This window comes from Nocardioides daedukensis (assembly GCF_013408415.1).
Taxonomy (GTDB): domain Bacteria; phylum Actinomycetota; class Actinomycetes; order Propionibacteriales; family Nocardioidaceae; genus Nocardioides; species Nocardioides daedukensis.
This window is the reverse complement of record NZ_JACCAA010000001.1, coordinates 1,382,785-1,404,794: the sequence shown is the minus strand read 5'-3', so window position 1 is coordinate 1,404,794 and position 22,010 is coordinate 1,382,785. Positions and strand designations below refer to the sequence as shown.

At 69.2% G+C, this 22,010-nt stretch carries 23 protein-coding genes; 15 read left to right on the top strand and 8 right to left on the bottom strand.

Annotated elements, in window-relative coordinates; all coding sequences use genetic code 11:
• Positions 1 to 7: 7 nt before the first annotated feature.
• The 3 genes from BJ980_RS07000 to BJ980_RS06990 are packed head-to-tail and all read left to right on the top strand — an operon-like array spanning position 8 to position 4,207.
• Positions 8 to 1,399, top strand: coding sequence for a sigma 54-interacting transcriptional regulator (locus tag BJ980_RS07000; protein ID WP_179501632.1), 1,392 nt, complete (start codon positions 8 to 10; stop codon positions 1,397 to 1,399).
• Positions 1,396 to 3,447, top strand: a complete 2,052-nt coding sequence (locus BJ980_RS06995; RefSeq protein ID WP_179501631.1) for a vWA domain-containing protein — start codon at positions 1,396 to 1,398, stop codon at positions 3,445 to 3,447. Before BJ980_RS07000 ends, BJ980_RS06995 begins: the two co-directional genes overlap by 4 nt.
• A gap of 10 nt (positions 3,448 to 3,457) precedes the next feature.
• On the top strand, positions 3,458 to 4,207 hold the full coding sequence (locus BJ980_RS06990; protein WP_179501630.1) for a ZIP family metal transporter: 750 nt from the start codon (positions 3,458 to 3,460) through the stop codon (positions 4,205 to 4,207).
• Here BJ980_RS06990 and BJ980_RS06985 read toward each other — a convergent pair.
• The 4 genes from BJ980_RS06985 to BJ980_RS06970 form a co-directional block, all read right to left on the bottom strand.
• Positions 4,194 to 4,607 carry a nuclear transport factor 2 family protein gene (locus BJ980_RS06985; protein ID WP_179501629.1) on the bottom strand — a complete coding sequence of 138 codons (414 nt, stop codon included), beginning with the start codon at positions 4,605 to 4,607 and terminating at the stop codon, positions 4,194 to 4,196. The two genes, BJ980_RS06990 and BJ980_RS06985, sit on opposite strands and share 14 nt — an antisense overlap.
• A 45-nt stretch (positions 4,608 to 4,652) precedes the next feature.
• Positions 4,653 to 5,009, bottom strand: coding sequence for a YciI family protein (locus BJ980_RS06980; RefSeq protein ID WP_179501628.1), 357 nt, complete (start codon positions 5,007 to 5,009; stop codon positions 4,653 to 4,655).
• Positions 5,010 to 5,086: 77 nt separating this feature from the next.
• Positions 5,087 to 5,725: a peptide-methionine (S)-S-oxide reductase MsrA gene (msrA, locus tag BJ980_RS06975; protein ID WP_179501627.1), complete on the bottom strand. Its 639-nt coding sequence runs from the start codon at positions 5,723 to 5,725 to the stop codon at positions 5,087 to 5,089.
• 62 nt (positions 5,726 to 5,787) lie between these two features.
• Entirely contained in the window at positions 5,788 to 6,711 is a 924-nt protein-coding gene (locus BJ980_RS06970; protein WP_179501626.1) for a DUF5995 family protein, read from the bottom strand.
• A 73-nt stretch (positions 6,712 to 6,784) separates the two neighbouring features.
• On the opposite strand from BJ980_RS06970, the gene BJ980_RS06965 reads away from it, so the two are divergent.
• Genes BJ980_RS06965 through ilvA form a run of 4 tightly spaced genes read left to right on the top strand, consistent with a single transcriptional unit; the run spans position 6,785 to position 11,983 of the window.
• Positions 6,785 to 7,948: a cystathionine gamma-synthase gene (locus tag BJ980_RS06965; RefSeq protein ID WP_179501625.1), complete on the top strand. Its 1,164-nt coding sequence runs from the start codon at positions 6,785 to 6,787 to the stop codon at positions 7,946 to 7,948.
• A gap of 9 nt (positions 7,949 to 7,957) precedes the next feature.
• Positions 7,958 to 9,313, top strand: a complete 1,356-nt coding sequence (locus tag BJ980_RS06960) for a glutamate mutase L (protein ID WP_179501624.1) — start codon at positions 7,958 to 7,960, stop codon at positions 9,311 to 9,313.
• Between the two features lie 23 nt (positions 9,314 to 9,336).
• Positions 9,337 to 10,776, top strand: coding sequence for an AI-2E family transporter (locus BJ980_RS06955; protein WP_343047724.1), 1,440 nt, complete (start codon positions 9,337 to 9,339; stop codon positions 10,774 to 10,776).
• Positions 10,769 to 11,983, top strand: a complete 1,215-nt coding sequence (gene ilvA, locus BJ980_RS06950) for a threonine ammonia-lyase (protein WP_179501623.1) — start codon at positions 10,769 to 10,771, stop codon at positions 11,981 to 11,983. Before BJ980_RS06955 ends, ilvA begins: the two co-directional genes overlap by 8 nt.
• 259 nt (positions 11,984 to 12,242) lie before the next feature.
• On the opposite strand, the gene greA is transcribed toward ilvA, so the two are convergent.
• Together greA and BJ980_RS06940 are read right to left on the bottom strand one after the other, a co-directional pair.
• Positions 12,243 to 12,737, bottom strand: a complete 495-nt coding sequence (greA, locus tag BJ980_RS06945) for a transcription elongation factor GreA (RefSeq protein WP_179501622.1) — start codon at positions 12,735 to 12,737, stop codon at positions 12,243 to 12,245.
• A 194-nt stretch (positions 12,738 to 12,931) separates the two neighbouring features.
• Positions 12,932 to 13,321, bottom strand: coding sequence for a DUF4307 domain-containing protein (locus BJ980_RS06940; RefSeq protein ID WP_179501621.1), 390 nt, complete (start codon positions 13,319 to 13,321; stop codon positions 12,932 to 12,934).
• 45 nt (positions 13,322 to 13,366) lie between these two features.
• On the opposite strand from BJ980_RS06940, the gene mca reads away from it, so the two are divergent.
• Positions 13,367 to 14,269 (top strand): mycothiol conjugate amidase Mca, encoded by a 903-nt coding sequence (gene mca / locus BJ980_RS06935; protein ID WP_179501620.1) that lies wholly within the window; start codon positions 13,367 to 13,369, stop codon positions 14,267 to 14,269.
• 13 nt (positions 14,270 to 14,282) lie between these two features.
• Positions 14,283 to 14,522: a hypothetical protein gene (locus BJ980_RS06930; protein WP_179501619.1), complete on the top strand. Its 240-nt coding sequence runs from the start codon at positions 14,283 to 14,285 to the stop codon at positions 14,520 to 14,522.
• Positions 14,523 to 14,527: 5 nt separating this feature from the next.
• Here the strand turns inward: BJ980_RS06930 and fdhD are convergent, their stop codons facing one another.
• The gene (gene fdhD, locus BJ980_RS06925) at positions 14,528 to 15,352 is read right to left on the bottom strand and encodes a formate dehydrogenase accessory sulfurtransferase FdhD (RefSeq protein WP_179501618.1); all 825 of its coding nucleotides are present in this window, start codon (positions 15,350 to 15,352) and stop codon (positions 14,528 to 14,530) included.
• A gap of 73 nt (positions 15,353 to 15,425) precedes the next feature.
• On the opposite strand from fdhD, the gene BJ980_RS06920 reads away from it, so the two are divergent.
• Positions 15,426 to 16,073 carry an SDR family oxidoreductase gene (locus BJ980_RS06920; protein ID WP_179501617.1) on the top strand — a complete coding sequence of 216 codons (648 nt, stop codon included), beginning with the start codon at positions 15,426 to 15,428 and terminating at the stop codon, positions 16,071 to 16,073.
• 34 nt (positions 16,074 to 16,107) lie between these two features.
• Here BJ980_RS06920 and BJ980_RS06915 read toward each other — a convergent pair whose 3' ends face one another.
• On the bottom strand, positions 16,108 to 17,685 hold the full coding sequence (locus tag BJ980_RS06915) for an acyl-CoA synthetase (protein WP_179501616.1): 1,578 nt from the start codon (positions 17,683 to 17,685) through the stop codon (positions 16,108 to 16,110).
• Between the two features lie 80 nt (positions 17,686 to 17,765).
• On the opposite strand from BJ980_RS06915, the gene BJ980_RS06910 reads away from it, so the two are divergent.
• From BJ980_RS06910 to BJ980_RS06890, 5 genes are read left to right on the top strand one after another with little or no spacing between them, the layout of a single operon-like run.
• Positions 17,766 to 18,359 carry a TetR family transcriptional regulator gene (locus tag BJ980_RS06910; protein WP_179501615.1) on the top strand — a complete coding sequence of 198 codons (594 nt, stop codon included), beginning with the start codon at positions 17,766 to 17,768 and terminating at the stop codon, positions 18,357 to 18,359.
• Positions 18,356 to 19,597 (top strand): cytochrome P450, encoded by a 1,242-nt coding sequence (locus tag BJ980_RS19425; RefSeq protein WP_179501614.1) that lies wholly within the window; start codon positions 18,356 to 18,358, stop codon positions 19,595 to 19,597. Before BJ980_RS06910 ends, BJ980_RS19425 begins: the two co-directional genes overlap by 4 nt.
• The gene (locus tag BJ980_RS06900; RefSeq protein WP_179501613.1) at positions 19,597 to 20,367 is read left to right on the top strand and encodes an SDR family oxidoreductase; all 771 of its coding nucleotides are present in this window, start codon (positions 19,597 to 19,599) and stop codon (positions 20,365 to 20,367) included. Before BJ980_RS19425 ends, BJ980_RS06900 begins: the two co-directional genes overlap by 1 nt.
• A complete protein-coding gene (locus tag BJ980_RS06895; protein ID WP_179501612.1) occupies positions 20,364 to 21,791 on the top strand; it encodes a cytochrome P450 in 1,428 nt (475 codons plus the stop codon). The genes BJ980_RS06900 and BJ980_RS06895 overlap by 4 nt, the downstream gene beginning before the upstream one ends.
• Positions 21,788 to 22,009: a ferredoxin gene (locus tag BJ980_RS06890; RefSeq protein WP_179501611.1), complete on the top strand. Its 222-nt coding sequence runs from the start codon at positions 21,788 to 21,790 to the stop codon at positions 22,007 to 22,009. The genes BJ980_RS06895 and BJ980_RS06890 overlap by 4 nt, the downstream gene beginning before the upstream one ends.
• The last annotated feature ends 1 nt before the right edge of the window (position 22,010 follow it).

Genomic DNA, 22,010 nt, shown 5'->3' with positions numbered 1-22,010 from the left:
GGGGCCCGTGACTTCTCCCGACATCAAGACCCTCGGCGAGCTCCGCGCCTCCGGCCACGAGCTCAAAGACCTCCGCAGTGAACTCCGCGACAACCTGCTGGCCCTGTTGGCCAAGGGCGAGGACCCGTGGCCCGGCCTGCACGGCTTCGAGTCGACGGTGATCCCGCAGGTCGAGCGCGCCATCATTGCCGGCCACGACATCGTGCTGCTCGGCGAGCGCGGCCAGGGCAAGACCCGGCTGCTGCGCACCATGGTCGGCCTGCTCGACGAGTGGAGCCCCGTCATCGAGGGCAGCGAGCTCGGCGAGCACCCCTTCGATCCGATCACCCCGGCCTCGATCCGTCGCGCGGCCGAGCTGGGGGACGACCTGCCCGTGGCGTGGCGTCACCGCGACGAGCGGTACGCCGAGAAGCTGGCCACCCCGGACACCTCGGTGGCCGACCTGATCGGCGACGTCGACCCGATGAAGGTCGCCGAGGGACGCTCGCTGGGTGACCCGGAGACCATCCACTTCGGCCTGATCCCGCGCAGCCACCGGGGAATCGTGGCGATCAACGAACTGCCCGACCTGGCCGAGCGGATCCAGGTGGCGATGCTCAACGTGATGGAGGAGCGCGACATCCAGGTGCGCGGCTATGTGCTGCGCCTGCCCCTGGACGTGCTCGTCGTGGCCAGCGCCAACCCCGAGGACTACACCAACCGTGGGCGGATCATCACCCCGCTCAAGGACCGCTTCGGTGCTGAGATCCGCACCCACTATCCGGCGGCACTCGACGCCGAGGTGTCGGTGATCCGCCAGGAGGCGCACCTGAGTGCCAACGTGCCCGACCACCTGATCGAGGTGCTGGCCCGGTTCACCCGTGCCCTGCGGGAGTCCAGCGCGGTCGACCAGCGCTCCGGTGTCAGCGCGCGGTTCGCGATCGCAGGTGCCGAGACGATCGCTGCGGCCGCACTGCGCCGGGCAACCGTCCGCGGTGAGGAGAACGCCGTGGCGCGGGTGGTCGACCTGGAGACCGCGGTCGACGTGCTCGGCGGCAAGATCGAGTTCGAGTCCGGCGAGGAGGGCCGGGAGCGGCAGATCCTCGAGCACCTGCTGCGTACGTCGATCGCCGAGACCGTCCGCGGCAAGTTCCGCGGGATCGACTTCGCGCTGCTGATCAACGCCATCGAGGACGGTGCCGCGATCACCACCGGTGAGCAGGTCACCGCACTCGAGGTGCTCGACGCCCTGCCGGTGCTGGGGGAGTCGGACCTCTATGAGGTGATCATGGAGCGGTTCGGGGCGACCAACGCCGGTGAGCGGGCCAGCGCGATCGAGCTCGGACTGGAAGGGCTCTTCCTGGCCCGCAAGGTCAGCAAGGAGTCCACCGACACGGGCGAGACGACGTACGCCCAATGACCTCGCGTCCCGCCTCGTCACGCTATGGCCGCTATGCGGGCGGCCCAGATCCGCTGGCGCCCCCGGTCGACCTGTCCGAGGCGCTGGACGCCATCGGCGAGGACGTGATGGCCGGCTACTCGCCGGAGCGAGCGATGAGCGAGTTCCTGCGCCGCGGCAGCAAGGACCAGCGCGGCCTGGACGCCCTGGCCCGCAAGATCGCGGAGAAGAGGCGCGACCTGCTCCAGCGCAACAACCTCGACGGCACGATGAACGAGGTCAAGGAGCTCCTCGACAAGGCCGTCCTGGAGGAGCGCAAGCAGCTGGCCCGCGACATCCACCTGGATGACGACGACAGGTCGTTCAGGGAGATGCAGCTGGAGAACCTGCCCGCCTCGACCGCGGCTGCGGTCTCCGACCTGTCCGGCTATGACTGGCAGAGCGACGCGGCGCGTGAGTCCTACGAGCAGATCAAGGACCTGCTCGGACGCGAGCTGCTGGACCAGCGCTTCGCCGGGATGAAGCAGGCGATGGAGAACGCGACCGACGAGGACCGCGAGGCCATCAACGAGATGCTCGAGGACCTCAACGGCCTGCTGGAGAAGCACGCCCAAGCAAGAACACAGGAGGACACCCAGGCAGTTGACAGGGCCTTCTCCGCGTTCATGGACAAGCACGGTGAGTTCTTCCCGGAGAACCCGCGCGACATCGACGAGCTGCTCGACGCCCTGGCCAAGCGCTCCGCCGCAGCCCAGCGGATGCTCAACTCGATGAGCCCCGAGCAGCGCGAGGAGCTGATGCAGCTCTCCGCCCAGGCGTTCGGCTCGCCACAGCTGGCCGAGCAGCTCTCCCGGCTCGACGCCAACCTGCAGGCCGCGCGGCCCGGCGAGGACTGGAGCGGGTCGGAGCGGTTCGAGGGCGAGCAGGGGATGGGCCTGGGCGACGGCACCGGAGCCCTCCAGGACCTGGCCGAGCTCGACGAGCTCTTCGACCAGCTGTCGCAGAGCTATGCCGGAGCGCGGATGGATGATCTCGATCTCGACAAGCTGGCCCGCCAGCTGGGCGACGATGCGGCGGTCGATGCCCGCAAGCTGGCCGAGCTGGAGAAGGCGCTGCGCGAGACCGGCTACCTGAAGAAGGACTCGACCGGCAACTACCGACTCTCACCCAAGGCGATGCGGCAGCTCGGCAAGGCATTGCTCAAGGACGTCGCCAACCGGATGTCGGGTCGCCAGGGCGCGCGCGACGTGCGCCAGTCAGGCGCTGCCGGCGAGCGCAGCGGCTCGACCCGGGAGTGGGCCTTCGGGGACACCGAGCCGTGGGACATCCCGCGCACGGTGAACAACGCCGTACTCCGCACGGTCGAGGAGGGTGGTGACCCTCGCACCGGCGTACGCCTCGACATCCGCGACGTCGAGGTCACCGAGACCGAGGCGCGCACCCAGGCAGCCGTGGCACTGCTGGTCGACACGTCGTTCTCGATGGCGATGGACGGCCGCTGGGTCCCGATGAAGCGGACGGCCCTGGCGCTGCACACCTTGATCAAGAGCCGGTTCCGTGGTGACCACCTGGAGCTGATCGGCTTCGGTAGGCACGCCCAGGTGATGGAGATCGAGGAGCTGACCGCCAAGGACGCGTTCTGGGACAAGGGGACCAACCTGCACCACGGACTGCTCCTGGCCAACCGGCACTTCCGCAAGCACCCCAACGCCCAGCCGGTGCTACTGATCGTCACCGACGGGGAACCGACCGCGCACCTGGAGTCCAGTGGCGAGGTGTGGTTCGAATATCCGCCGCACCCGCTGACCATCGCGCACAGCATCCGCGAGCTCGACAACGCCGGACGGCTCGGCGCCCAGACCACGTTCTTCCGGCTGGGTGACGATCCCGGACTGGCCCGGTTCATCGACTCGATGGCCAAGCGCGTGGACGGCAACGTGGTGGCGCCCGAGCTGGACGACCTCGGTGCGGCCGTGGTCGGCTCCTACCTCGGCTCGCGTGGCCCCCGGGCCAGCTATCGCGACTTCGGTGGTTGGGGCGGCGGCCGCGGCTCCTGGGTGTCTGAGTGAGGATGCGCTGATGCCGGTCTGGGCACAGGCGGGCCTGTGGGGCCTGCTGGCCGGTGGAGCGCTGGTGCTCGGCGCCCTGGTCGCCTGGTTCGTCCGGGTGCCGCGTCACCTGGTGGCCGGGATCATGGCCTTCGGTGCAGGTGTGCTGATCTCCGCGCTCTCCTTCGACCTGGTCGACGAGGCCGAGAGAATCGGCGGTCTGTGGCCCACGGTCGGTGGCTTCCTCGGCGGTGCCGCAGTCTATGTCGTGGCCAACGTCGCCCTGGCTCGCCGGGGTGCCCGGCACCGCAAGCGTTCTGGCGAGCAGCAGCCGAGCGAGCAGGAGCAGGGCGGGAGCGGGACGGCGATCGCCGTCGGGGCGCTGCTCGACGGGGTGCCCGAATCGGTGGTGCTCGGTCTCTCACTGCTCGGCGGCGGAGGCATCGGTGTGCCGGTGCTGGCCGCGATCTTCATCTCCAACGTGCCTGAGGGTCTCTCCAGCTCTGCGGGGATGAAGGCCAACGGGCGCAGTGCCCGTTATGTCTTCGGGGTCTGGACCGCGATCGCTGTGGCCAGCGGCCTGGCCGGGATGCTCGGGGTGCTCCTGCTCGACGGCGCTCCCGGGTCGCTGATCGCGGTGATCACCGCCGTCGCGGCCGGAGCGATCCTGGCGATGGTGGCGGACACGATGATTCCCGAGGCCTTCGAGAGGACGCACCTCTACGCTGGGCTGATCGCCACTCTCGGCTTCGTGACGGCCTTCGCGATCAGTCGGGCGTGACCTCGGCGACCAGCCGGGTCAGCTCCTCGCCCATCTTCTCGATCACGGTGTTGAGCGCCTTGAGCGGCCTGATCAGCACGGTGAAGTCGACGATCCTGCCCGCCTCGTCCCAGGTGATCCGGTCGATGCCGGAGATCTCCACGTCGCCGATGCGGGTCCGGAACTCCAGGATCGCGTCTCGCTCGCGGACCCACTCGTCGAGATATTCCAGGTGCTCGCCGAGCACGTTGACCGCGCCGGTCAGGTAGAGGGCGACCACGTCGTGGCCCGCCTGCGGGGTGTGCACCGCGGGCGAGCGGAAGACGGCGTCCTGGGCGATCATCTCGCCCAAGGCACTGGTGTCACGGGACTTGGCCAGGGCGTGCCAGCGGGGCAGGCCCAGTGCGGCGGGAGTGCTCATGGGTCCCAGCATGCCCGATGGGGCCGGGTCAGACCTCGACTCGAGTCAGAGCTGGGGGCTGGGGGCGAAGCGGCGTACTTCCATCGGCCACCCACACCCCTCGGCGATCCGGCTGGCCCACTTCTGCGCTGTCTCGTGGTCCGGCACGTCGACGATGGTCAGGCCGCCCAGGAACTCGGTGGTCTCCACGAACGGACCGTCGCTGACCACCGGCGTTCCGCTGGTCGGGTCGACGCTGAACACATCCGGGGCGTTCTCCTCGAGACCGCCCGCGAAGACGAGGACGCCGGCGGCCTCCATCTCGCGCACGGCCGCCATCGACGGCGCGACCCGGCCGCGGAACCATTCCTCGTCGTGGTCGCCGACCCACTGCTGGTTGAAGTAGATGAGATATTCGGCCATGACTGCTCCTCGTCTCGCGCGGGCCGGGTGCCCGCCCTCACCTCAGTGACGAACGGGAACGGCAGGAATCGACACGATCATGCAGGAAATCCGACACCCGTGTTCGCGTGGCAGCGATAGCCGTTCGGGTTCTTGGCGAGGTACTGCTGGTGCACCGGCTCGGCGTAGTAGTAGATGTCGGCGGGCCGGATCTCGGTGGTGATGGTGCCCAGGCCGCGACGCTCGAGCTCGTCGCCATAGACCTTGGTCAGCTCGATCGCAGTCGCGCGCTGTGCCTCGCTCAAGGTGTAGAGCGCGGAGCGGTACTGGGTGCCCACGTCGTTGCCCTGGCGCATGCCCTGGGTCGGGTCGTGCACCTCGAAGAACGTCTTGACCAGGTCGGCGTAGGAGATCACGGCCGGGTCGAAGACGACGCGGACCGCTTCGGTGTGCCCGGTCTGGCCGCTGCAGACCTCCTCGTAGGAGGGGTTCGGCGTCGAGCCGCCCGCATATCCCACGGAGGTGGACCAGACGCCCGGCTTGCCCCAGTAGATCTCCTCCGCGCCCCAGAAGCAGCCGAGACCGAAGACCGCGACCTCCAGGCCGTCGGGGACCTCGTCGGTGCGCACGGGTGCGTTGAGGACCTCGTGCCGCTCGGGCACCGGGAACCACGCCTCGGTGCGACCGGGCAGTGCCTTGTCGGGGGTGGGGATCTCGGTCTTGCTGCGTCCGAACATGCGCATGGCTCCTCGTCGGTCGGTGATGCTTCCAGTGTCCACAACAACCCAAGCGGGCCAGATCATCCGCGGCCGTGCTGCGCGCACCAGGCGTCGCGCTTCGCGGAGTCGGGGATGGCGAACATCGTGCGGATCATCAGTGCCTGCGCGGCGGCGTACGCCTCGATCTCCTGGACGACCAGTCGCTTCGCGGCCGGCGTCGGGGCCAGCACCAGGGCTTCTGCATGGCGCCAGACCATCTCGCGCCACCCGCGCATGATCACCGCCGCCGGGACCGAGATGTCCAGGTCGTCGAAGGTCGGGTCGAACCGCGCAGCCATCTCGGTGAAGACCGGGTCCAGCAGTGCGTCGAGCCGCTTGTTGTACATGTCGTGGTCGCGCTTGTGCGAGGTCCCGTCGGCGCCGGTCAGCCCCACCTCCGCGGTGACGTGCGGGAAGTCGCGGTTGATGTGTGCGTTCATCGCGAGCATGAAGTTGCCCAAGGCGCTCATCGACCGGTCGTCCTCGGCCGCCAATGCGATCTGCCACGCCCTGGGGACCAGGTCCTTGCGGCCAGCCTCCCAGTTCGCCACGGTCTCGAAGTAGTCCTCGGCGAAGACGGCGTCGACCTGGCCCAGCCACACCGGGTCGACGTAGTCACCCTCGCGGACCGCCTCGCGCACGTCCTCGGTGACCCGCAGGTAGGCCAGGGAGAAGATCACCGAGTGCTCGCAACTCTCGGCCAGCCCGGCGAGGCGCTCCTGCATCCGCGCGATGGTCGCGTCGATGCAGGTGGAGGACCCGTCGGGACAGGTCTGACCGGCGTACGGCGTGTGCTCGGCCGGGGCGGGCGGGAGCAGGGCGATCGTCGAGTCGAGCAGGGTGCCGAGTCCGACCACGAGCGGTGACGGCTCGGCCGCCACCGGCACGGGACCGTGCAGGATTCCGGCCAGTGCGGCGGTGGTTGCTGCGGCGACGATCCTGGTGCGACCTCGAATGCGACCCATGAGCCTCCAACGAGACCGGCGGCCCCGGGACACGCCCTGCTCGTCATCGGCCCGGAGTGAGTAGGGTGCGAGGGTGAGCACTCAGGAGCACAGGAACAAGTCAGGATTCGAGACGCGTGCGATCCACGCCGGCTACGAGCCGGACGAGGCGACCGGCGCGGTGATCCCGCCGATCTATGCCACCAGCACCTACAAGCAGGACGGTGTCGGTGGCCTGCGCGGCGGCTACGAATACAGTCGCTCGGCGAACCCCACGCGCACTGCGCTCGAGGGTGTGCTGGCCGCACTCGAGGAGGGGGAGCGCGGATTCGCGTTCGCCTCCGGCCTGGCCGCCGAGGACACCCTGGTCCGTTCCCTGTGCCGCCCCGGCGACCACGTGGTCGTCCCCGACGACGCCTATGGCGGCACCTATCGCCTGTTTGAGAAGGTCGAGCGTGCCTGGGGCCTGGAGAACAGCCCGGCCGCAGTCTCCGACGTCGACGCGGTCCGGGCCGCGATCCGCCCGGGACAGACCAAGCTGGTCTGGCTCGAGACTCCCACCAACCCGCTGCTCAACGTCGGTGACATCGAGGCGCTGGCCGGAGTCGCGCACGAGGCCGGCGCCCTGCTCGTCGTGGACAACACCTTCGCCTCCTCCTACCTCCAGCAGCCGCTGACCCTCGGCGCCGACGTCGTCGTGCACTCCACGACGAAATATGCCGGCGGCCACTCCGACGTGGTCGGCGGCGCACTCGTGGTCCGCGACCTCGACGTCGCCGACACGATCGGCTTCCACCAGAACTCCATCGGCGCCGTGGCCGGCCCCTTCGACTCCTTCCTGGTGCACCGCGGGCTCAAGACCCTCGGCGTGCGGATGGACAGGCACTGTGACAACGCCGAGAAGGTCGTCGAGTTCCTCACCGGACACCCGAAGGTCGCCCAGGTGATCTACCCCGGCCTCGAGGAGCACCCCGGCCACGCCGTCGCCAGCAGGCAGATGAAGCGGTACGGCGGCATCGTGTCGTTCCGGGTCGCCCAGGGAGAGCAAGCCGCGCTGGACGCCTGTGCCCGGGCCGAGGTCTTCACCCTGGGCGAGTCGCTCGGCGGCGTCGAGTCGCTGATCGAGCACCCGGGCCGGATGACCCATGCTTCCGTCGCGGGCACCGAGCTCGAGGTGCCCGCCGACCTGGTCCGGCTCAGTGTCGGCATCGAGACCGCGGACGACCTGATCGCCGACCTCGACCGGGCCCTGGGATGACCGACTGCCTTGGCACTCGCGATCTGCGTGGACTTCGGGTCCACGTTCACCAAGGCGCTCCTGGTCGACCTGGAGGACGGCGCCGTGGTCGGCTCCGCCGCGCATCCGACCACCCTGACGACCGATGTGCTGGACGGCTTCGACGACTGTCGTGAGCAGCTGGCCGCGGTGGACGACCGGGCAGGTACGGCGCAGGTGCTGGCCTGCTCCTCGGCCGGTGGGGGCCTGCGGATCGCGGTGGTCGGCAACGAGGAGCTCGTCACCGCGGAAGCGGGCCGACGGGTCGCGTTGAGCAGCGGCGGCAAGGTGGTCGCAGTGGTCGCGGTGGCGCAGACACCCGGGTTCAGCGACGTCCTGCTCGAGTCGCGGCCTGATGTGGTGCTGCTGACCGGCGGCACGGACGGGGGCAACCCCGAGCCGATCTGCTCGGCCGCGCAGGTGATCGCCGACTCGGCGTGGAGCGGTCCCGTCGTGGTCGCCGGCAACATCGAGGCCCAGGATCGGGTGGCGAAGATCCTTGCGGGTCAGCCGCACGTCCTGGCCGACAACATGGTTCCGCAGATCGGCGTCCTCCACCCGGCACCGGCGCGGTCGGCGGTGCGCGAGATGTTCCTGGCGCATGTCATCGGCGGCAAGGGCCTGAGCCGTCGGGCTGACTTCCCGGCGATGGTCCGGGGCGCGACACCGGACGTCGTACTCTCCGGCGTCGAGGTCGTCGCCGCCCTGGTGGGCGACGTCGCCGTCGTCGACATCGGCGGCGCCACCACCGACGTCCACTCGGTGATCGAGGTGGATCCCGACACCGCCCGCACCGACGACGGGTTGGCCCGCGACGTCGTGGCACCCACCCCGGTCACGCGAACGGTCGAGGGTGACCTGGGGATGCGCTGGTCAGCGGTCTCCACCGTCGAGGAGGGGGTCGCAGGCGGAGTGCTGGGTGACCTGTCCGGGCTTGAGGACGCCGCGCGGCGCCGGTTGGCGGACCCGGGGCTGCTGCCGCTCGACGAGCGCGAGCGCGAGTACGACGTCATCCTGGCCGCCACGGCGACCTCGATCGCCCTGCGTCGCCACGCCGGTCGTTCCCGCGTCGTGCTCGGCCCGGACGGGCGGGTGGTGGAGCGCACCGGAACGGACCTGCGCGAGGTCGACCTGCTGGTCGGCTCGGGCGGGGTGCTCCGCGCCGCGGACGAGCCGACCGCCCGACGGATCCTGGCCGCGGATGCCGACGGTGGCTGGCAGTTCCCGGAGTCACCGCGGGTCGTCGTCGACCGCGACTACGTCCTCGCGGCGATCGGTTTGCTGGTCACCGACCATCCCCACGCAGCGCGGGCACTGGCGCGCAGCCTGTCGCGCCCGAACGCCTGATTCGTTGACATAGCCTGTCGAGCGTGACCAACGAGCCCGACGACACGACAGGCTCCGGCGAGACCGGCGGCGATCCCGCACTCGACCCGGAGATGACCCAGCGCGAGGAGGAGCACCGGCGACGTCCCCGCATCCTGGGCAGCCGCAGAGGCGCTGACCGGGGCAGTGATCGTCACGGTGACCGGGACGGTGCCGAGGAGGACCGCCTCTCTGAGCGGCTCACCCAGCAGCTGGCCCACCAGTGGGCGCTGTTGCGTGCCGAGCGTCGCACCGAGGTCCGTCCGATCGAGACCGGCCCCTCCAACTTCCGTCCGGCACAGGTGCCGTGGGCACTGGACCTGGCCGCGTCGTGGGCCTGGCGGTTCCTGACCATCGCGGCTGCGTTGTTGGCCGTCCTGTGGGCGCTCCGCTACTTCGCCGTGATCACGCTGCCGTTGATCATCGCCCTGCTCATCGCTGCCCTGGCCAACCCGGGAGTCCGGGCCCTGAAGCGGATCGGCATCCCGCAGTCGGTCTCTGCCGGCCTGGTGACCCTGACCGGCCTCGGCATGCTCGGCGCGCTGCTCACCTTCGTGGGTCGCGAGGTGATCAAGGGCGGAACCCAGCTGGCAGACCAGGTGGTCACCGGGCTGGAGGAGATCCGCACCTGGCTGCGCGACGGACCGCTCAACGCCAGTGACTCACAGATCAACGGCTGGATCGAGCAGGCGCAGGACACCATCACCTCGCGCACCAAGGACGGTGAGGTGCTCAGTCAGGTCACCGAGCTCGGCACCGCCCTGGGCCACGTCCTGGCCGGGATCTTCATCGTGCTGTTCGCGACCTACTTCTTCCTCGCCGACGGTCACCGGATCTGGGCCTGGATCGTGCGGATGTTCCCCCGTGCTGCCCGCGAGCGGGTCGACTCGTCGGGGCAGGTCGCGTGGGTGTCGCTTACCCAGTTCGTGCGCGCCACCGTGATCGTGGCCCTGGTCGACGCGGTCGGGATCATGATCGTCGCCTACCTGCTGGGTGTCCCGCTGGTGCTGCCGCTGGGTGTGCTGGTCTTCCTGGGCTCGTTCATCCCGATGGTCGGCGCGACCGTGGCCGGCTCCGTCGCCGTGCTGGTCGCACTGGTGGCCGAGGGGCCGTTGGACGCGTTGCTGATGCTCGGCGGCGTGATCCTGGTCCAGCAGGTCGAGGGCCACATCCTGCAGCCGTTCCTGATGGGCCGATTCGTCTCGGTGCACCCGCTCGGGGTGATCGTCGCGATCGGTTGCGGCGTCCTGGTCGCCGGCATCGGTGGCGCGCTGATCGCGGTGCCGCTGGCGGCGGTGGTCAACGCGGTCGGCCAGCACCTCGCCTCCTTCACCGAGGTGGGGGAGGAGTCCTCGGACGCGCTCGAGGACGAGGTGCCGGACAGACCGGACGATCGCGAGTCGATGGCGGACAGACACGACGCGGACAGGAGCGAGCATGAGTGAGGTCCCCATCGTCCGGCTGGCCGACATCGAAGCTGCCCGAGAGGTGCTTGCCGGGGTCGCCGTGCGGACCCCGATGGAGGAGTCACGCTGGCTGTCCCAGCTGGCCGGTGGCTCGGTCTCGCTCAAGTGCGAGAACCTCCAGCGCACCGGTTCGTTCAAGATCCGCGGGGCCTACCTGCGGATCTCGCGGCTCAGCGAGGAGGAGCGGGCGCGCGGTGTGGTGGCTGCCTCGGCCGGCAACCATGCCCAGGGCGTGGCCCTCGCGGCAAGCCTGCTCGGCATTCGTTCGACGGTCTTCATGCCCGAGGGGGCACCCATCCCCAAGGAGAAGGCGACTCGCGCCTACGGCGCTGACGTGGTCTTTCACGGGAAGTACATCGATCAGGCGCTCGTCGCAGCACGGAAGTTCGCCGACGAGACCGGCGCCGTGCTGATCCACCCGTTCGACCACGAGGACATCGTCGCCGGGCAGGGTACGACCGGCCTCGAGGTCCTCGAGCAGGTCCCGGACGTACGCACCGTGCTGGTCCCCACCGGGGGTGGCGGACTGATCGCGGGGATGGCGGTGGCGATCAAGGCGCTGCGCCCCGACGTACGCGTGATCGGGGTCCAGGCCGAGGGCGCCGCGGCGCTGCCGGCATCGCTGCTGGCCGGCGAGCCCGTACCCCTGGAGCAGATGTCCACGATGGCCGACGGCATCGCGGTCGGCTGCCCGGGCGAGGTCCCGTTCGCGGCGATCCGTGGTGCAGTCGACGAGGTGCTCACCGTCTCGGAGGAGTCGCTCTCCCGCGCGCTGCTGTCCTTGCTGGAGCGGGCGAAGATGGTCGTCGAGCCGGCTGGCGCGGCCGCAGTGGCAGCGATGCTCGACGACCCGAAGCGCTTCGAGACCCCCGCCGTGGCGGTGCTCTCCGGGGGCAACATCGACCCGTTGCTGCTGGGCAAGGTGATCCGGCACGGAATGGCCTCGGCCGGGCGCTACCTGAACCTGCAGGTGCTGATCCCGGACGCACCCGGTGGCCTGGCCACCCTGCTGACCGAGCTCGCCGAGCTGCAGGCGAACGTGCTCGAGGTGGTGCACGAGCGGATCTCCCCGACGCTGCTGCTCGACGAGGTGGAGGTCCAGGTCCAGCTCGAGACCCGTGGCCCCGACCACGCGAGCACCCTGCTCACCCGGCTACGTGAACGCGGCTACACCGTCCACGAGTAACCCGCCCACCCGTCGTGAATTCACCCATCCTGACCCCCGCTGACCCGTCGCGAATTGACGCTGCGAGGTTCGCCGACCCGTCGCCAATTGACGCTGCGAGGTTCGCCGACCCGTCGCCAGTTGACGTTCTGAGCCCCGCTGGTACACGGACCAGACCCAGTCGTCCGGTCGCCTTCGCGCGAAATGGCCGAGTGCCGCGCTCCCCGGAGGAAGCGCGGCACTCGGAAGTCGGGTCTGGTGGCCCGGATGACCCGAAGGGTCAGCTGCGGTAGGGCTCGGCGTCGAGGATCTCGACCTTGAGCTCCTTGCCGTTGGGCGCGTTGTAGGCGACGGTCTCGCCCTTCTTACGACCGTTGATGGCCGCACCCATGGCGGACTCGGGGGAGTAGACGGTCAGGCTGTCGCCCTCGCGCAGGTTCTCCCGGGCGCCGAGGAGGAACTTCTCGGTCTCGTCGAAGTCCAGCAGCTTGACGTCGACGACCATGCCGGGCTCGACGACACCGTCGTCGGGCGGGGTCTCGCCGACCTCGGCACGACGAAGGATGTCCTCGAGCTGGCGGATCCGCGCCTCCTGCTGGCCCTGCTGGTCCTTGGCGGCGTGGTAGCCGCTGTTCTCCTTCAGGTCGCCCTCGTCGCGCGCAGCGGCGATCTTCTCGATGATCTCCTGGCGCAGCGGTCCCTTGAGGTCCTCGAGTTCGCCCTGGAGCTTGTTGTAAGCGTCCTGGGTAAGCCAGATCGTTCCCTGCTCGGTCATGGGTCAACTCCTGCTAGGCGTGCGGTTGGGACGTCTCGGGCGGTCTTTCCGACGGTCTGTCGGTGTATTCACCGTTCCGCACAGAGGGCTACTCGTGTGCGGCTCCAGTCGGCGGCACAGCATGCCCTGCTCGAGGCGTGGAATGGAAGACTTTACCAAAATCCCGCGATCGGGACACGTTGTTGCCGATCAGGTCAGCGGGGGCGGGGCTGGTCGGGCGACGTACAGCCGACCAAGTCGATCGAATCTGCCTTGCGGTCGGTCCGGATCTCGACCTCATTGCGGCCGTCGACAGGACTGAAGTTGTGCTCACCCACGACGACATGGTCCTGGGCCAGCGCGCGCAACTTGCAGTTCGCGTCGTCGACATCGCTCAGTTCCACGCTGACCACGGCTGTCGCGGTGTGCTCGCCCTGGATCGTGAAGCCCATCATCTCCGACTGCACCTCAGGGCTGGCGTGGAACCAGGCGACCCAACCGAGCCAGACCAGGAAGACGACGGTGAGCACGGCCGAGGCCGCGATCAGGACGACGCGTTGGCCGGATCGGCGCGTGCCATAACGGTCGGACAGGTCGAGACTCACCCGGCCATGATCCCATGCCACCCACCGGCACCTAGAATCCTCAGCATGCAGAACCAGCCGCCGGAGCGCCTCCGGCTCATGCACGTCCATGCCCACCCGGATGACGAGTCCAGCAAGGGCGCCGCGACCACTGCGAAGTACGTCGCCGAGGGCGTCGACGTCCACGTCGTCACGTGCACCGGTGGCGAGCGCGGCTCGGTCCTCAACCCCCGCATGGATCGCCCCGACGTGCTGGAGAACATCGCCGAGATCCGCCGCGTCGAGATGGAGCGGGCCCGCGACATCCTCGGCGTCACCCAGGACTGGCTCGGCTTCATCGACTCCGGTTGGCCCGAGGGCGACCCGAAGCCGCCGCTTCCCGAGGGGTGCTTCGCGCTGGTCCCCGTCGAGGAGGCCGCTGCCCCCTTGGTGAAGCTGATCCGCGAGTTCAAGCCGCACGTCGTCACGACGTACGACGAGAACGGTGGCTATCCGCACCCCGACCACATCCAGTGCCACAACATCTCGATGCACGCGTTCCGGGCCGCCTCCGATCCGGAGCAATATCCCGAGGCCGGTCCGGCCTGGCAGCCGCTGAAGCTCTACTACCAGCACGGGTTCAACCGTCCCCGGACCGTGGCCATCCACGAGGCCCTGGTCGCTGCCGGGCTGGAGTCGCCGTGGGCCGAGCGCCTCGAGCAGTGGAAGCCGAACCCCGAGCACGACGCCCGGATCACCACCAAGGTGCCGTGCGGCGAGTTCTTCGCGACCCGGGACCAAGCCCTGCTCGCCCACGCCACCCAGATCGATCCGGACGGGCACTGGTTCGCGGTGCCGCTGGCTCTGCAGCAGGAGATCTGGCCGACCGAGGAGTTCGAGCTGGTGGAGAGCCTGGTCGAGACCACCCAGCCCGAGGACGACCTGTTCGCCGGCATCCGGGGCGCAGATGCCCCGCGCGGGACCGAGTGAGAGAGTTGTCCTCATGAAGACGTTGTTCCTGCTCACCGTCCTTGCCGAGGAGAAGAAGACTCCCGAGGCTGCGGACGTCGTCGCGGGCTGGACCGGCTTCGCGGTCTTCCTGGGGCTGATCGTCGCGACTGCGCTGCTGTGCTGGAGCTTCACCCGCCAGATCCGCAAGGCCAAGCTGGCCAAGGAGGCCGGCGTCTACGGAGCCGGCCCCGGTGACGTGCGCGAGGCCAAGGACCAGCCCACCGATCACTGATCGGCTCAGGCGCCCGGTCCGATCCGGACCCGGTGGGATCCGGCGTACACGTTCATCGACTCGCCGCGCACGAAGCCGGCCAACGTCATGCCGGCCTCGGTGGCCAGGTCGACTGCCAGGGTTGACGGGGCAGAGACCGCGCTGAGCACGGGCAGCCCCGCCAGCCACGCCTTCTGCACCAGCTCGAACGAGGCGCGACCACTCAGCTGGAGGAGGTGGCCGCGCAGCGGCAGCCGGTCGTTCATCAGCGCCCAGCCGATGACCTTGTCGACGGCGTTGTGCCGCCCGACGTCCTCACGCAGGCAGACCAGCTCGCCGTCGGGCGTGAAGAGGCCGGCGGCGTGCAGCCCACCGGTGCGCTCGAAGACGGCCTGTCCCTGGCGCAACAACTCGGGAAGGCTGCTGATCAACGCGGCGTCGACCTCCAGCGTGTCCTCGTCCAGCGTCCAGCGGGCCTGGCCACGCACGGCGTCGAGGCTCTCCTTGCCGCAGATCCCGCACGAACTCGAGACGTAGGTGTGCCGGTGGTGGAGTGGTCCGGCGACACCGGGGGAGAGCACCACGTCGACGACGTTGTACGTCGGGTCCGGCCGGCCGTCCTCGCAGTAGCGGACGGTGCGCACCTGCGATGGCGCGGTCAGCACGCCCTCGGAGACGAGGAAGCCCACGGCGAGCTCGAAGTCGTCACCGGGAGTGCGCATGGTGATGGCGAGCTGAGTTCCGTCGACCCGGACCTCGAGGGGCTCCTCCACCGCCAGGGTGTCCGGGCGGGTGGTCGCCTCGGCACCGTGCACCCGCACGACCTTGCGACGATCAGACCTGCGCCCCATGCCTCAGACGTTACCGGGCTGAGCACGCATCCGGGCCGATCAAGGGCTTGACCCACCGTCGTACGGTCGAGACATGTCTCGAATAGCTGTCATCGGTGGCCACGGCAAGGTCGCCCTGCACCTGACCAGGATCCTCTCCGACCGCGGTGACCGGGTGAGTTCGATCTTCCGCAACCCCGACCACGCCGGCGAGGTGGCCGCGACCGGAGCCGAAGCAGTGGTCGCCGACGTCGAGCACCTGAGCACCGACGAGATCGGTGAGCTTCTGGCCGACCACGACGCGGTGGTCTTCACCGCCGGTGCCGGAGGGGGCAGCCCGGAGCGCACCTATGCCGTGGACCGCGACGCCGCCATCCGTGCCATCGATGCCGCAGGCAAGTCGGGCGTACGTCGGTTCGTGATCGTGTCCTACTTCGGCGCCGGCAAGGACCACGGGATCCCTGAGAGCGAGCCGTTCTTCCACTACGCCGAGGCGAAGGCCGCCGCCGACGAGCACCTGCGGGCCAGCAGCCTCGACTGGACCGTGCTCGGGCCCAGTGCCCTGACCTTGGAGCCGGCGACCGGACAGATCGCGCTCGGGCCCGAGAAGGGCACGGGCCAGGTCTCCCGCGAGAACGTCGCGCTGGTCGTCGCCGAGACCCTGACCAACCCCGCCACGATCGGGCGCACCATCGAGTTCAACGACGGTGACGTGCCGATCGCGGCGGCGCTGGCGGGCTGAGGAGCGCCGGGGTCAGTCCCTGATCACTCCTGACTCATTCTTGAGCGATGCCTGCGTGGTCGTCGCGGAGCTGCCGCTTGAGGATCTTGCCGCTCGGGTTCTTCGGCAGCGCGTCGGCGATGACGACGTACTTCGGCGTCTTGTAGCCGGCCAGCACCCTACGCGCGTGCTCGATCACCACCTCGGCGGTCAGCGAGGCACCGGGCTTCGGCACGACCACGGCGGTGACGGCTTCGACCCAGGTCGGGTGGTTGACACCGAACACGGCCACCTCGGCGACGTCCTCGTGGGTGTAGATCGCCTCCTCGACCTCGCGGCTCGCGACGTTCTCACCGCCGGTCTTGATCATGTCCTTCTTGCGGTCCACCACGAACAGGATGCCGTCGGCGTCGACATAACCGAGGTCGCCGGAGTGGAACCACCCGTTGCGGAAGGCCTCGGCAGTCTTGTCGGGGTCGTTGTAGTAGCCGAGCGTGGCGTGCGGGGAGCGGTGCACGATCTCGCCGACCGTGCCCTGCGGGACGGCCACGTCCTCGTCGTCGACGATGCGGGTCTCGACGTTGAGTGACTGTCGGCCGGCCGAGCCGGCCTTGGTCAGCTGCTGGTCCGGCCCGAGGATCGTGGCGAGCGGCGCCATCTCGGTCTGGCCGTAGAAGTTCCACAGGTCGACCTCGGGGAGTCGTTCGCGGATCTCCTTCAGCACCTCGACCGGCATCGCCGAGGCGCCGTAGTAGCCCTTGCGCAGCGAGGAGAGGTCGGTGGTGTCGAAGTCGGGGTGGCGCAGCAGGGCGATCCAGATGGTCGGCGGGGCGAAGAACTTCGTGACCTTCTCCGCGGCGATCGTGGCCAGGATGGTTCCGGCGTCGGGGCCCGGCAGGATGATGCTCGTCGCGCCCAGATAGATGTCGGGTCCGAGGAAGCAGTCCATCTGCGCGCAGTGGTAGAGCGGCAGGGTGTGCAGCTCGACGTCGTCGGCCGACATCGACCCGTCGATGATGCAGGAGACGTACTGCCACATCAGCGACCGGCTCGACAGCAGCGCACCCTTGGGCCGGGACTCGGTGCCCGAGGTGTACATCAACCGCAGCGGGTCGTCGTCGGCGACACTCACCGAGGGGACCTCGGCGGCGCTCTCGAACCAGGTCCCGGCCGGCGTCCAGCCGGCCGGGCCATCGCCCGGGCGCGACTCCGTTCCGGTGAGCGCCACCCGGCGAGCGATGTCGGTCCCGCACGCCTCGATGGCCGCCTCTGCGGTGGTGACCAGGCCGGGCTCGACCACGAACGTGGTGGCGCCGGAGTGGTCGAGGATGAAGGCGATCTCGTCCGAGCCGAGCATGAAGTTCACCGGCACCAGGACCGCCCCGATGCGGGCCGCGGCGAAGGCGACGGCGGCGAACTGCCAGGAGTTGTGCGAGAGCAGGGCGACCCGGTCGCCCTTGGCGATCCCGTCGGCCGACATGCCGGCGGCGGTCCGGTCGACCAGGTCGGCGAACTCGAGGTGCGTGTAGCGGATCTCACCGTCGACGAGGGCGAGCTTGCCGGGCACGCGCTGCGCGGTACGGCGGGGGAGGTCGCCGAGGGAGTGCTGGCGGGCTTGGGCGATGGGGTCCATGGCCTGATTGTGCCTCCACTCTCGATTCGTCACCACTGGACCCTTGCCAGAGAACTGGAACATGTTCTATAACTGGACACGTGTCCAGTCAGGTGTCCAGTCTCCCCGCCCGCCGAGCCCTCAACACCCGCCAACAGGGGACCTTCGAGAAGTTGCTCGTTGCCGGTCGCGTCGAGCTCGACGAGGTCGGTCACGAGGCCCTGACGATCCGCCATGTCGCCCAGCGCGCCCACGTCTCGCCGGCCACGGCGTACACCTATCTCGCCTCCAAGAGCCACCTCTTCGTCGAGCTCTACTGGCGCGCACTGCAGGAGAGCGCCGACCACGTGGCCGTGGGCACGACTGCTGAGGAGCGTCTGCGCTCGACACTTGGCACCCTGATCGAGCTGGTCCGGGAAAGCCCTTCCGTCGCTGCCGCGGTGACCCCCGCACTCCTCGGTCCAGAGCCCGAGGTGGAGGGGCCGCGGCGTCGCATCGGAGCGGAGTTCGTACGCCGTTTCGAATCGGCGCTGGCCGGTCCCGACGGTGACGTGGTCGACCCGCGTGTCCTGGACACCATCCTGTTGGCCTTCTCCGGGGCCCTCCTCCAGTCCGGCATGGGCCTGGTCGACGCCGATCGGCTCGACGGACTCCTCGACGGCGTCATCGCCGTGATCATGAAGGGCAACCAGTGACCACTCTCGAGCTCACCTTCGATCCCTACGACTACGACTTCCACGAGGATCCCTACCCCACCTACGCGCACCTGCGCGCCCGGGCCCCGGTCTTCCACGCGCAGGCCGACGACCTGTGGGTGGTCTCCCGGCACGAGGACGTCTTCGCCGTGCTTCGCGACGACGCGAGCTTCTCCAATCGGATGGGCGTCTCGCTGGACGCCAGCGCCTGGAACCTCGATGCGCACCGGGTGATGAGCTTCCTGGCCCTCGACGGCCACGAGCAGACCAGGCTCCGCAAGCTCGTCTCCAAGGGCTTCACGCCACGTCGGGTGCTCGAGCTCGAGCCCGAGGTGCAGCGTATGGCAGGGCGCTACTTCGACGAGCTCCTGGCGGAGAACGCCCAGCACGGCGAGGCCGACTGGATCACGATGCTTGCCGGCAAGCTCCCGATGGATGTCATCTCCGAGATGATGGGCGTCCCCGAGGCGGACCGCGACGAGGTACGCCGCCTGGCCGACCTGCTGGTGCACCGCGAGGACGGCGTTCGCGACGTGCCTCCCTCCGGGATGGAGGCCGCGATCGAGCTCTACACCTACCTCGGCGAGATGGTCGCTCGGTGCCGTGGCAACCCGGATCGCACCGACCTGACCACGGCGCTCACCCTGGCCGAGATCGACGGGGACCGGCTGACCACCTCCGAGATCGTCGCCTTCCTGATCCTGATGGTGGTGGCCGGCAACGAGACCACCACCAAGCTGCTCGGCAACGCGCTCATGCACCTCTCCGCGCACCCGGAACAGATGACCGAGGTCTTCGCCGATCACCAGGACCCGACCGATCTGGTGGCCGCCTGGGTCGAGGAGACGCTCCGCTTCGACACCTCGTCGCAGATGCTCGCCCGCCATGTCACCACCGACGTCGAGATGCACGGGCAGAGGATCCCGGCCGGCGCCAAGCTGCTGGTCCTGATCGGCTCGGCGAACCGCGACGCCGCGGTCTTCACCGACCCGGACACCTTCTCCATCCACCGCGACCCGCGCGAGCTCAGCAAGAGCCTCAGCTTCGGCACCGGGCGGCACTTCTGCCTGGGCGCGAACCTGGCCCGGTTGGAGGCACGAGTCGTGCTGGCCGAGCTCGTACGACGTACCTGTGGGTTCACGGTCCACACCGAGCGGGCACAACGCGTCCACTCCACCAGCGTCCGCGGGTTCGCCAGCCTGCCGACCACCTTCATCGAGCGCACAGGAGACCAGTGATGGAACATCCCACACGTCGCCCCGCCGTCATCACCGGCGCGTCCTCCGGAATCGGCGCGGAGACCGCGCGCGCACTCGCGGAGGCCGGACACCCCGTGGCGCTCGGCGCGCGACGGGCCGATGCCTGTGAGCAGATCGCCACGGCGATCCGGGCCGCCGGCGGAGAGGCCGTCGCCCATCCGCTCGACATGACCAGCGACGACTCGGTCGCCGCCTTCGCCGAGAAGGTCGCCGCCGATCTCGGCGAGGTCGAGGTCGTGATCAGCAACGCCGGCAAGGTGGCACCCGGGGCACTGGTCGGCATCTCCGCGCAGCGCTTCGCCGACGAGCTGAACCTCAACCTGGTCGGGGCGCACCGACTGGTCGCGACCTTCGGGCCGGGGATGGTCCAGCGCCAACGCGGTGACCTGGTCTTCGTCTCCTCCGACGTGGCGCTGCGCCCCCGCCCGTTCATGGCCGCCTACTCGGCCGGCAAGTGGGGCCTCGAAGGCATGGTCGGTGCGCTGCAGATGGAGCTCGAGGGCTCCGGGGTGCGGGCCTCGATCGTGCGTCCCGGCCCGACCGCGAGCGGGATGGGCTCCGACTGGGACGCGGAGCTCGGCGGCTTCGTCCTCGAGCAGTGGATCAAGTTCGGCCAGGCCCGGCACGGCAACTTCCTGCACGCCCGGGCCCACGCCGACGCGATCGCCACCATCGTGTCCGCGCCCCGCGGCGTACACCTCTCAGTCATCGATGTGAATCCAGAAGCCCCCGTGGAGGAGCGACCATGACCCTGCAGGACCTCGACTCGACCCGAGCGGCGGCGTTGGCCCAGATCCCCGAGGTGTCCACCGTGCTGGACGACCAGTCGCCGGAGCTGCCCACGCTCCTGCACGGGACCGGCCACCTGCCCGAGATGCGGGTGGACCCGATCGAGCTCTTTGATCGTGTGCGGCGGGAGTGTGGTGAGGTGGGCCGCTTCCGGCTCGCCGACAAGGACGTCGTCCTGGTCAGCGGTGCGGAGGCAAACGAGGCGTTCTTCCGCGCACCCGAGGACGTGCTGGACCAAGCCGCGGCCTATCCGTTCATGACCCCGATCTTCGGCAAGGGCGTCGTCTTCGACGCCTCCCCGGAGGAACGGCAACAGATGCTGAAGAACCAGGCACTGCGTGGCGACATGATGCGCGGCCATGCGCGCACGATCGAGGCCGAGATCCGCCGGATGGTTGCCGACTGGGGCGACGAGGGCGAGGTCGACCTGCTCGACTTCTTCGCCGAGCTGACCATCTACACCACCTCCTCCTGCCTGATCGGCAAGCCGTTCCGCGACCAGCTCGACGCCTCCTTCGCCGAGATCTATCACCGCCTCGAGCACGGGACCGATGCGATCGCCTACGTCGACGCACACGCCGACATCGACAGCTTCCGGACCCGGGACACGGCTCGTGAGGAGCTGGTCGAGAAGGTGCAGGCGATCATCTCCGCACGGGTGGCCAAGGCCGAGTCCCTGGGTGGGTCGATCCCCAAGGAGGACCGCGACCTGCTCGACGTGCTGATCGCGGTGGGCTATGACGCCGAGATGGTGACCGGGATCTTCATCTCGCTGATGTTCGCGGGCCACCACACGTCGTCCGGCACGGCGTCCTGGGCGATGATCGAGCTGCTGCGCAATAGGGAGGTGATGAACGGGGTCGTCGACGAGCTCGACGAGCTCTATGCCCCGGACGCCGACGGCACCGCTGCCGAGGTCTCCTTCCAGGCGCTCCGCTCGATCCCGGTGCTGGAGGCCGCCCTGAAGGAGACGCTGCGGCTGCATCCTCCGCTGATCATCCTGATGCGACTGGTCCGAGAGGACTTCGAGCTGATGGGCCGCACCATCCCCGCGGGGTCGCTGATCGCCGCCTCGCCCAAGGTGTCCAACCGGATCGGCGAGGACTTCCCTGAGCCCGAGGCCTTCGACCCGGCCCGCTACATCGACCCCCGCCAGGACGACCTGCAGAACCGGTGGACCTGGATCCCGTTCGGGGCCGGCAAGCACCGCTGCGTGGGCAACGCCTTCGCGATGATGCAGATGAAGGCGATCTTCTCCGTCATCCTGCGTGACTTCGAGTTCGAGCCGGCCCAACCCCTGGACTCCTACCGCGACGACTGCTCGAAGATGGTGATCCAGCTCGAGCAGCCGTGCCGGGTCCGCTATCGCAGGCGCACCCGATGAGCGAGCCGGACGCGCGCGCCCTCACGGTTCGCGCTGACACCTCGGTGTGCCAGGGCCACCAGCTCTGCCAGGGCGAGGCACCCGACGTCTTCGGCTTCGACGAGGCCGCCGACGTGGTCGTCGTCCTTGATTCCCACCCGGCCGAGTCCCTGCGCCATGCAGTGACCCAGGCCGTGCACTACTGCCCCGCCTTCGCACTGTCACTGGAAGAGGATTGAG

Coding starts and splice junctions, on each gene's coding strand:
- msrA (WP_179501627.1), bottom strand. CDS start 5,725: ATGTTCGGACGCAGCAAGACCGAGATCCCCACCCCCGACAAGGCACTG.
- BJ980_RS06915 (WP_179501616.1), bottom strand. CDS start 17,685: ATGGACCCCATCGCCCAAGCCCGCCAGCACTCCCTCGGCGACCTCCCC.
- BJ980_RS06930 (WP_179501619.1), top strand. CDS start 14,283: ATGAAGACGTTGTTCCTGCTCACCGTCCTTGCCGAGGAGAAGAAGACT.
- BJ980_RS06900 (WP_179501613.1), top strand. CDS start 19,597: ATGGAACATCCCACACGTCGCCCCGCCGTCATCACCGGCGCGTCCTCC.
- mca (WP_179501620.1), top strand. CDS start 13,367: ATGCAGAACCAGCCGCCGGAGCGCCTCCGGCTCATGCACGTCCATGCC.
- BJ980_RS06970 (WP_179501626.1), bottom strand. CDS start 6,711: ATGGGTCGCATTCGAGGTCGCACCAGGATCGTCGCCGCAGCAACCACC.
- fdhD (WP_179501618.1), bottom strand. CDS start 15,352: ATGGGGCGCAGGTCTGATCGTCGCAAGGTCGTGCGGGTGCACGGTGCC.
- ilvA (WP_179501623.1), top strand. CDS start 10,769: ATGAGTGAGGTCCCCATCGTCCGGCTGGCCGACATCGAAGCTGCCCGA.
- BJ980_RS06985 (WP_179501629.1), bottom strand. CDS start 4,607: ATGAGCACTCCCGCCGCACTGGGCCTGCCCCGCTGGCACGCCCTGGCC.
- BJ980_RS06980 (WP_179501628.1), bottom strand. CDS start 5,009: ATGGCCGAATATCTCATCTACTTCAACCAGCAGTGGGTCGGCGACCAC.
- greA (WP_179501622.1), bottom strand. CDS start 12,737: ATGACCGAGCAGGGAACGATCTGGCTTACCCAGGACGCTTACAACAAG.
- BJ980_RS06895 (WP_179501612.1), top strand. CDS start 20,364: ATGACCCTGCAGGACCTCGACTCGACCCGAGCGGCGGCGTTGGCCCAG.
- BJ980_RS06995 (WP_179501631.1), top strand. CDS start 1,396: ATGACCTCGCGTCCCGCCTCGTCACGCTATGGCCGCTATGCGGGCGGC.
- BJ980_RS06990 (WP_179501630.1), top strand. CDS start 3,458: ATGCCGGTCTGGGCACAGGCGGGCCTGTGGGGCCTGCTGGCCGGTGGA.
- BJ980_RS06920 (WP_179501617.1), top strand. CDS start 15,426: ATGTCTCGAATAGCTGTCATCGGTGGCCACGGCAAGGTCGCCCTGCAC.
- BJ980_RS06890 (WP_179501611.1), top strand. CDS start 21,788: ATGAGCGAGCCGGACGCGCGCGCCCTCACGGTTCGCGCTGACACCTCG.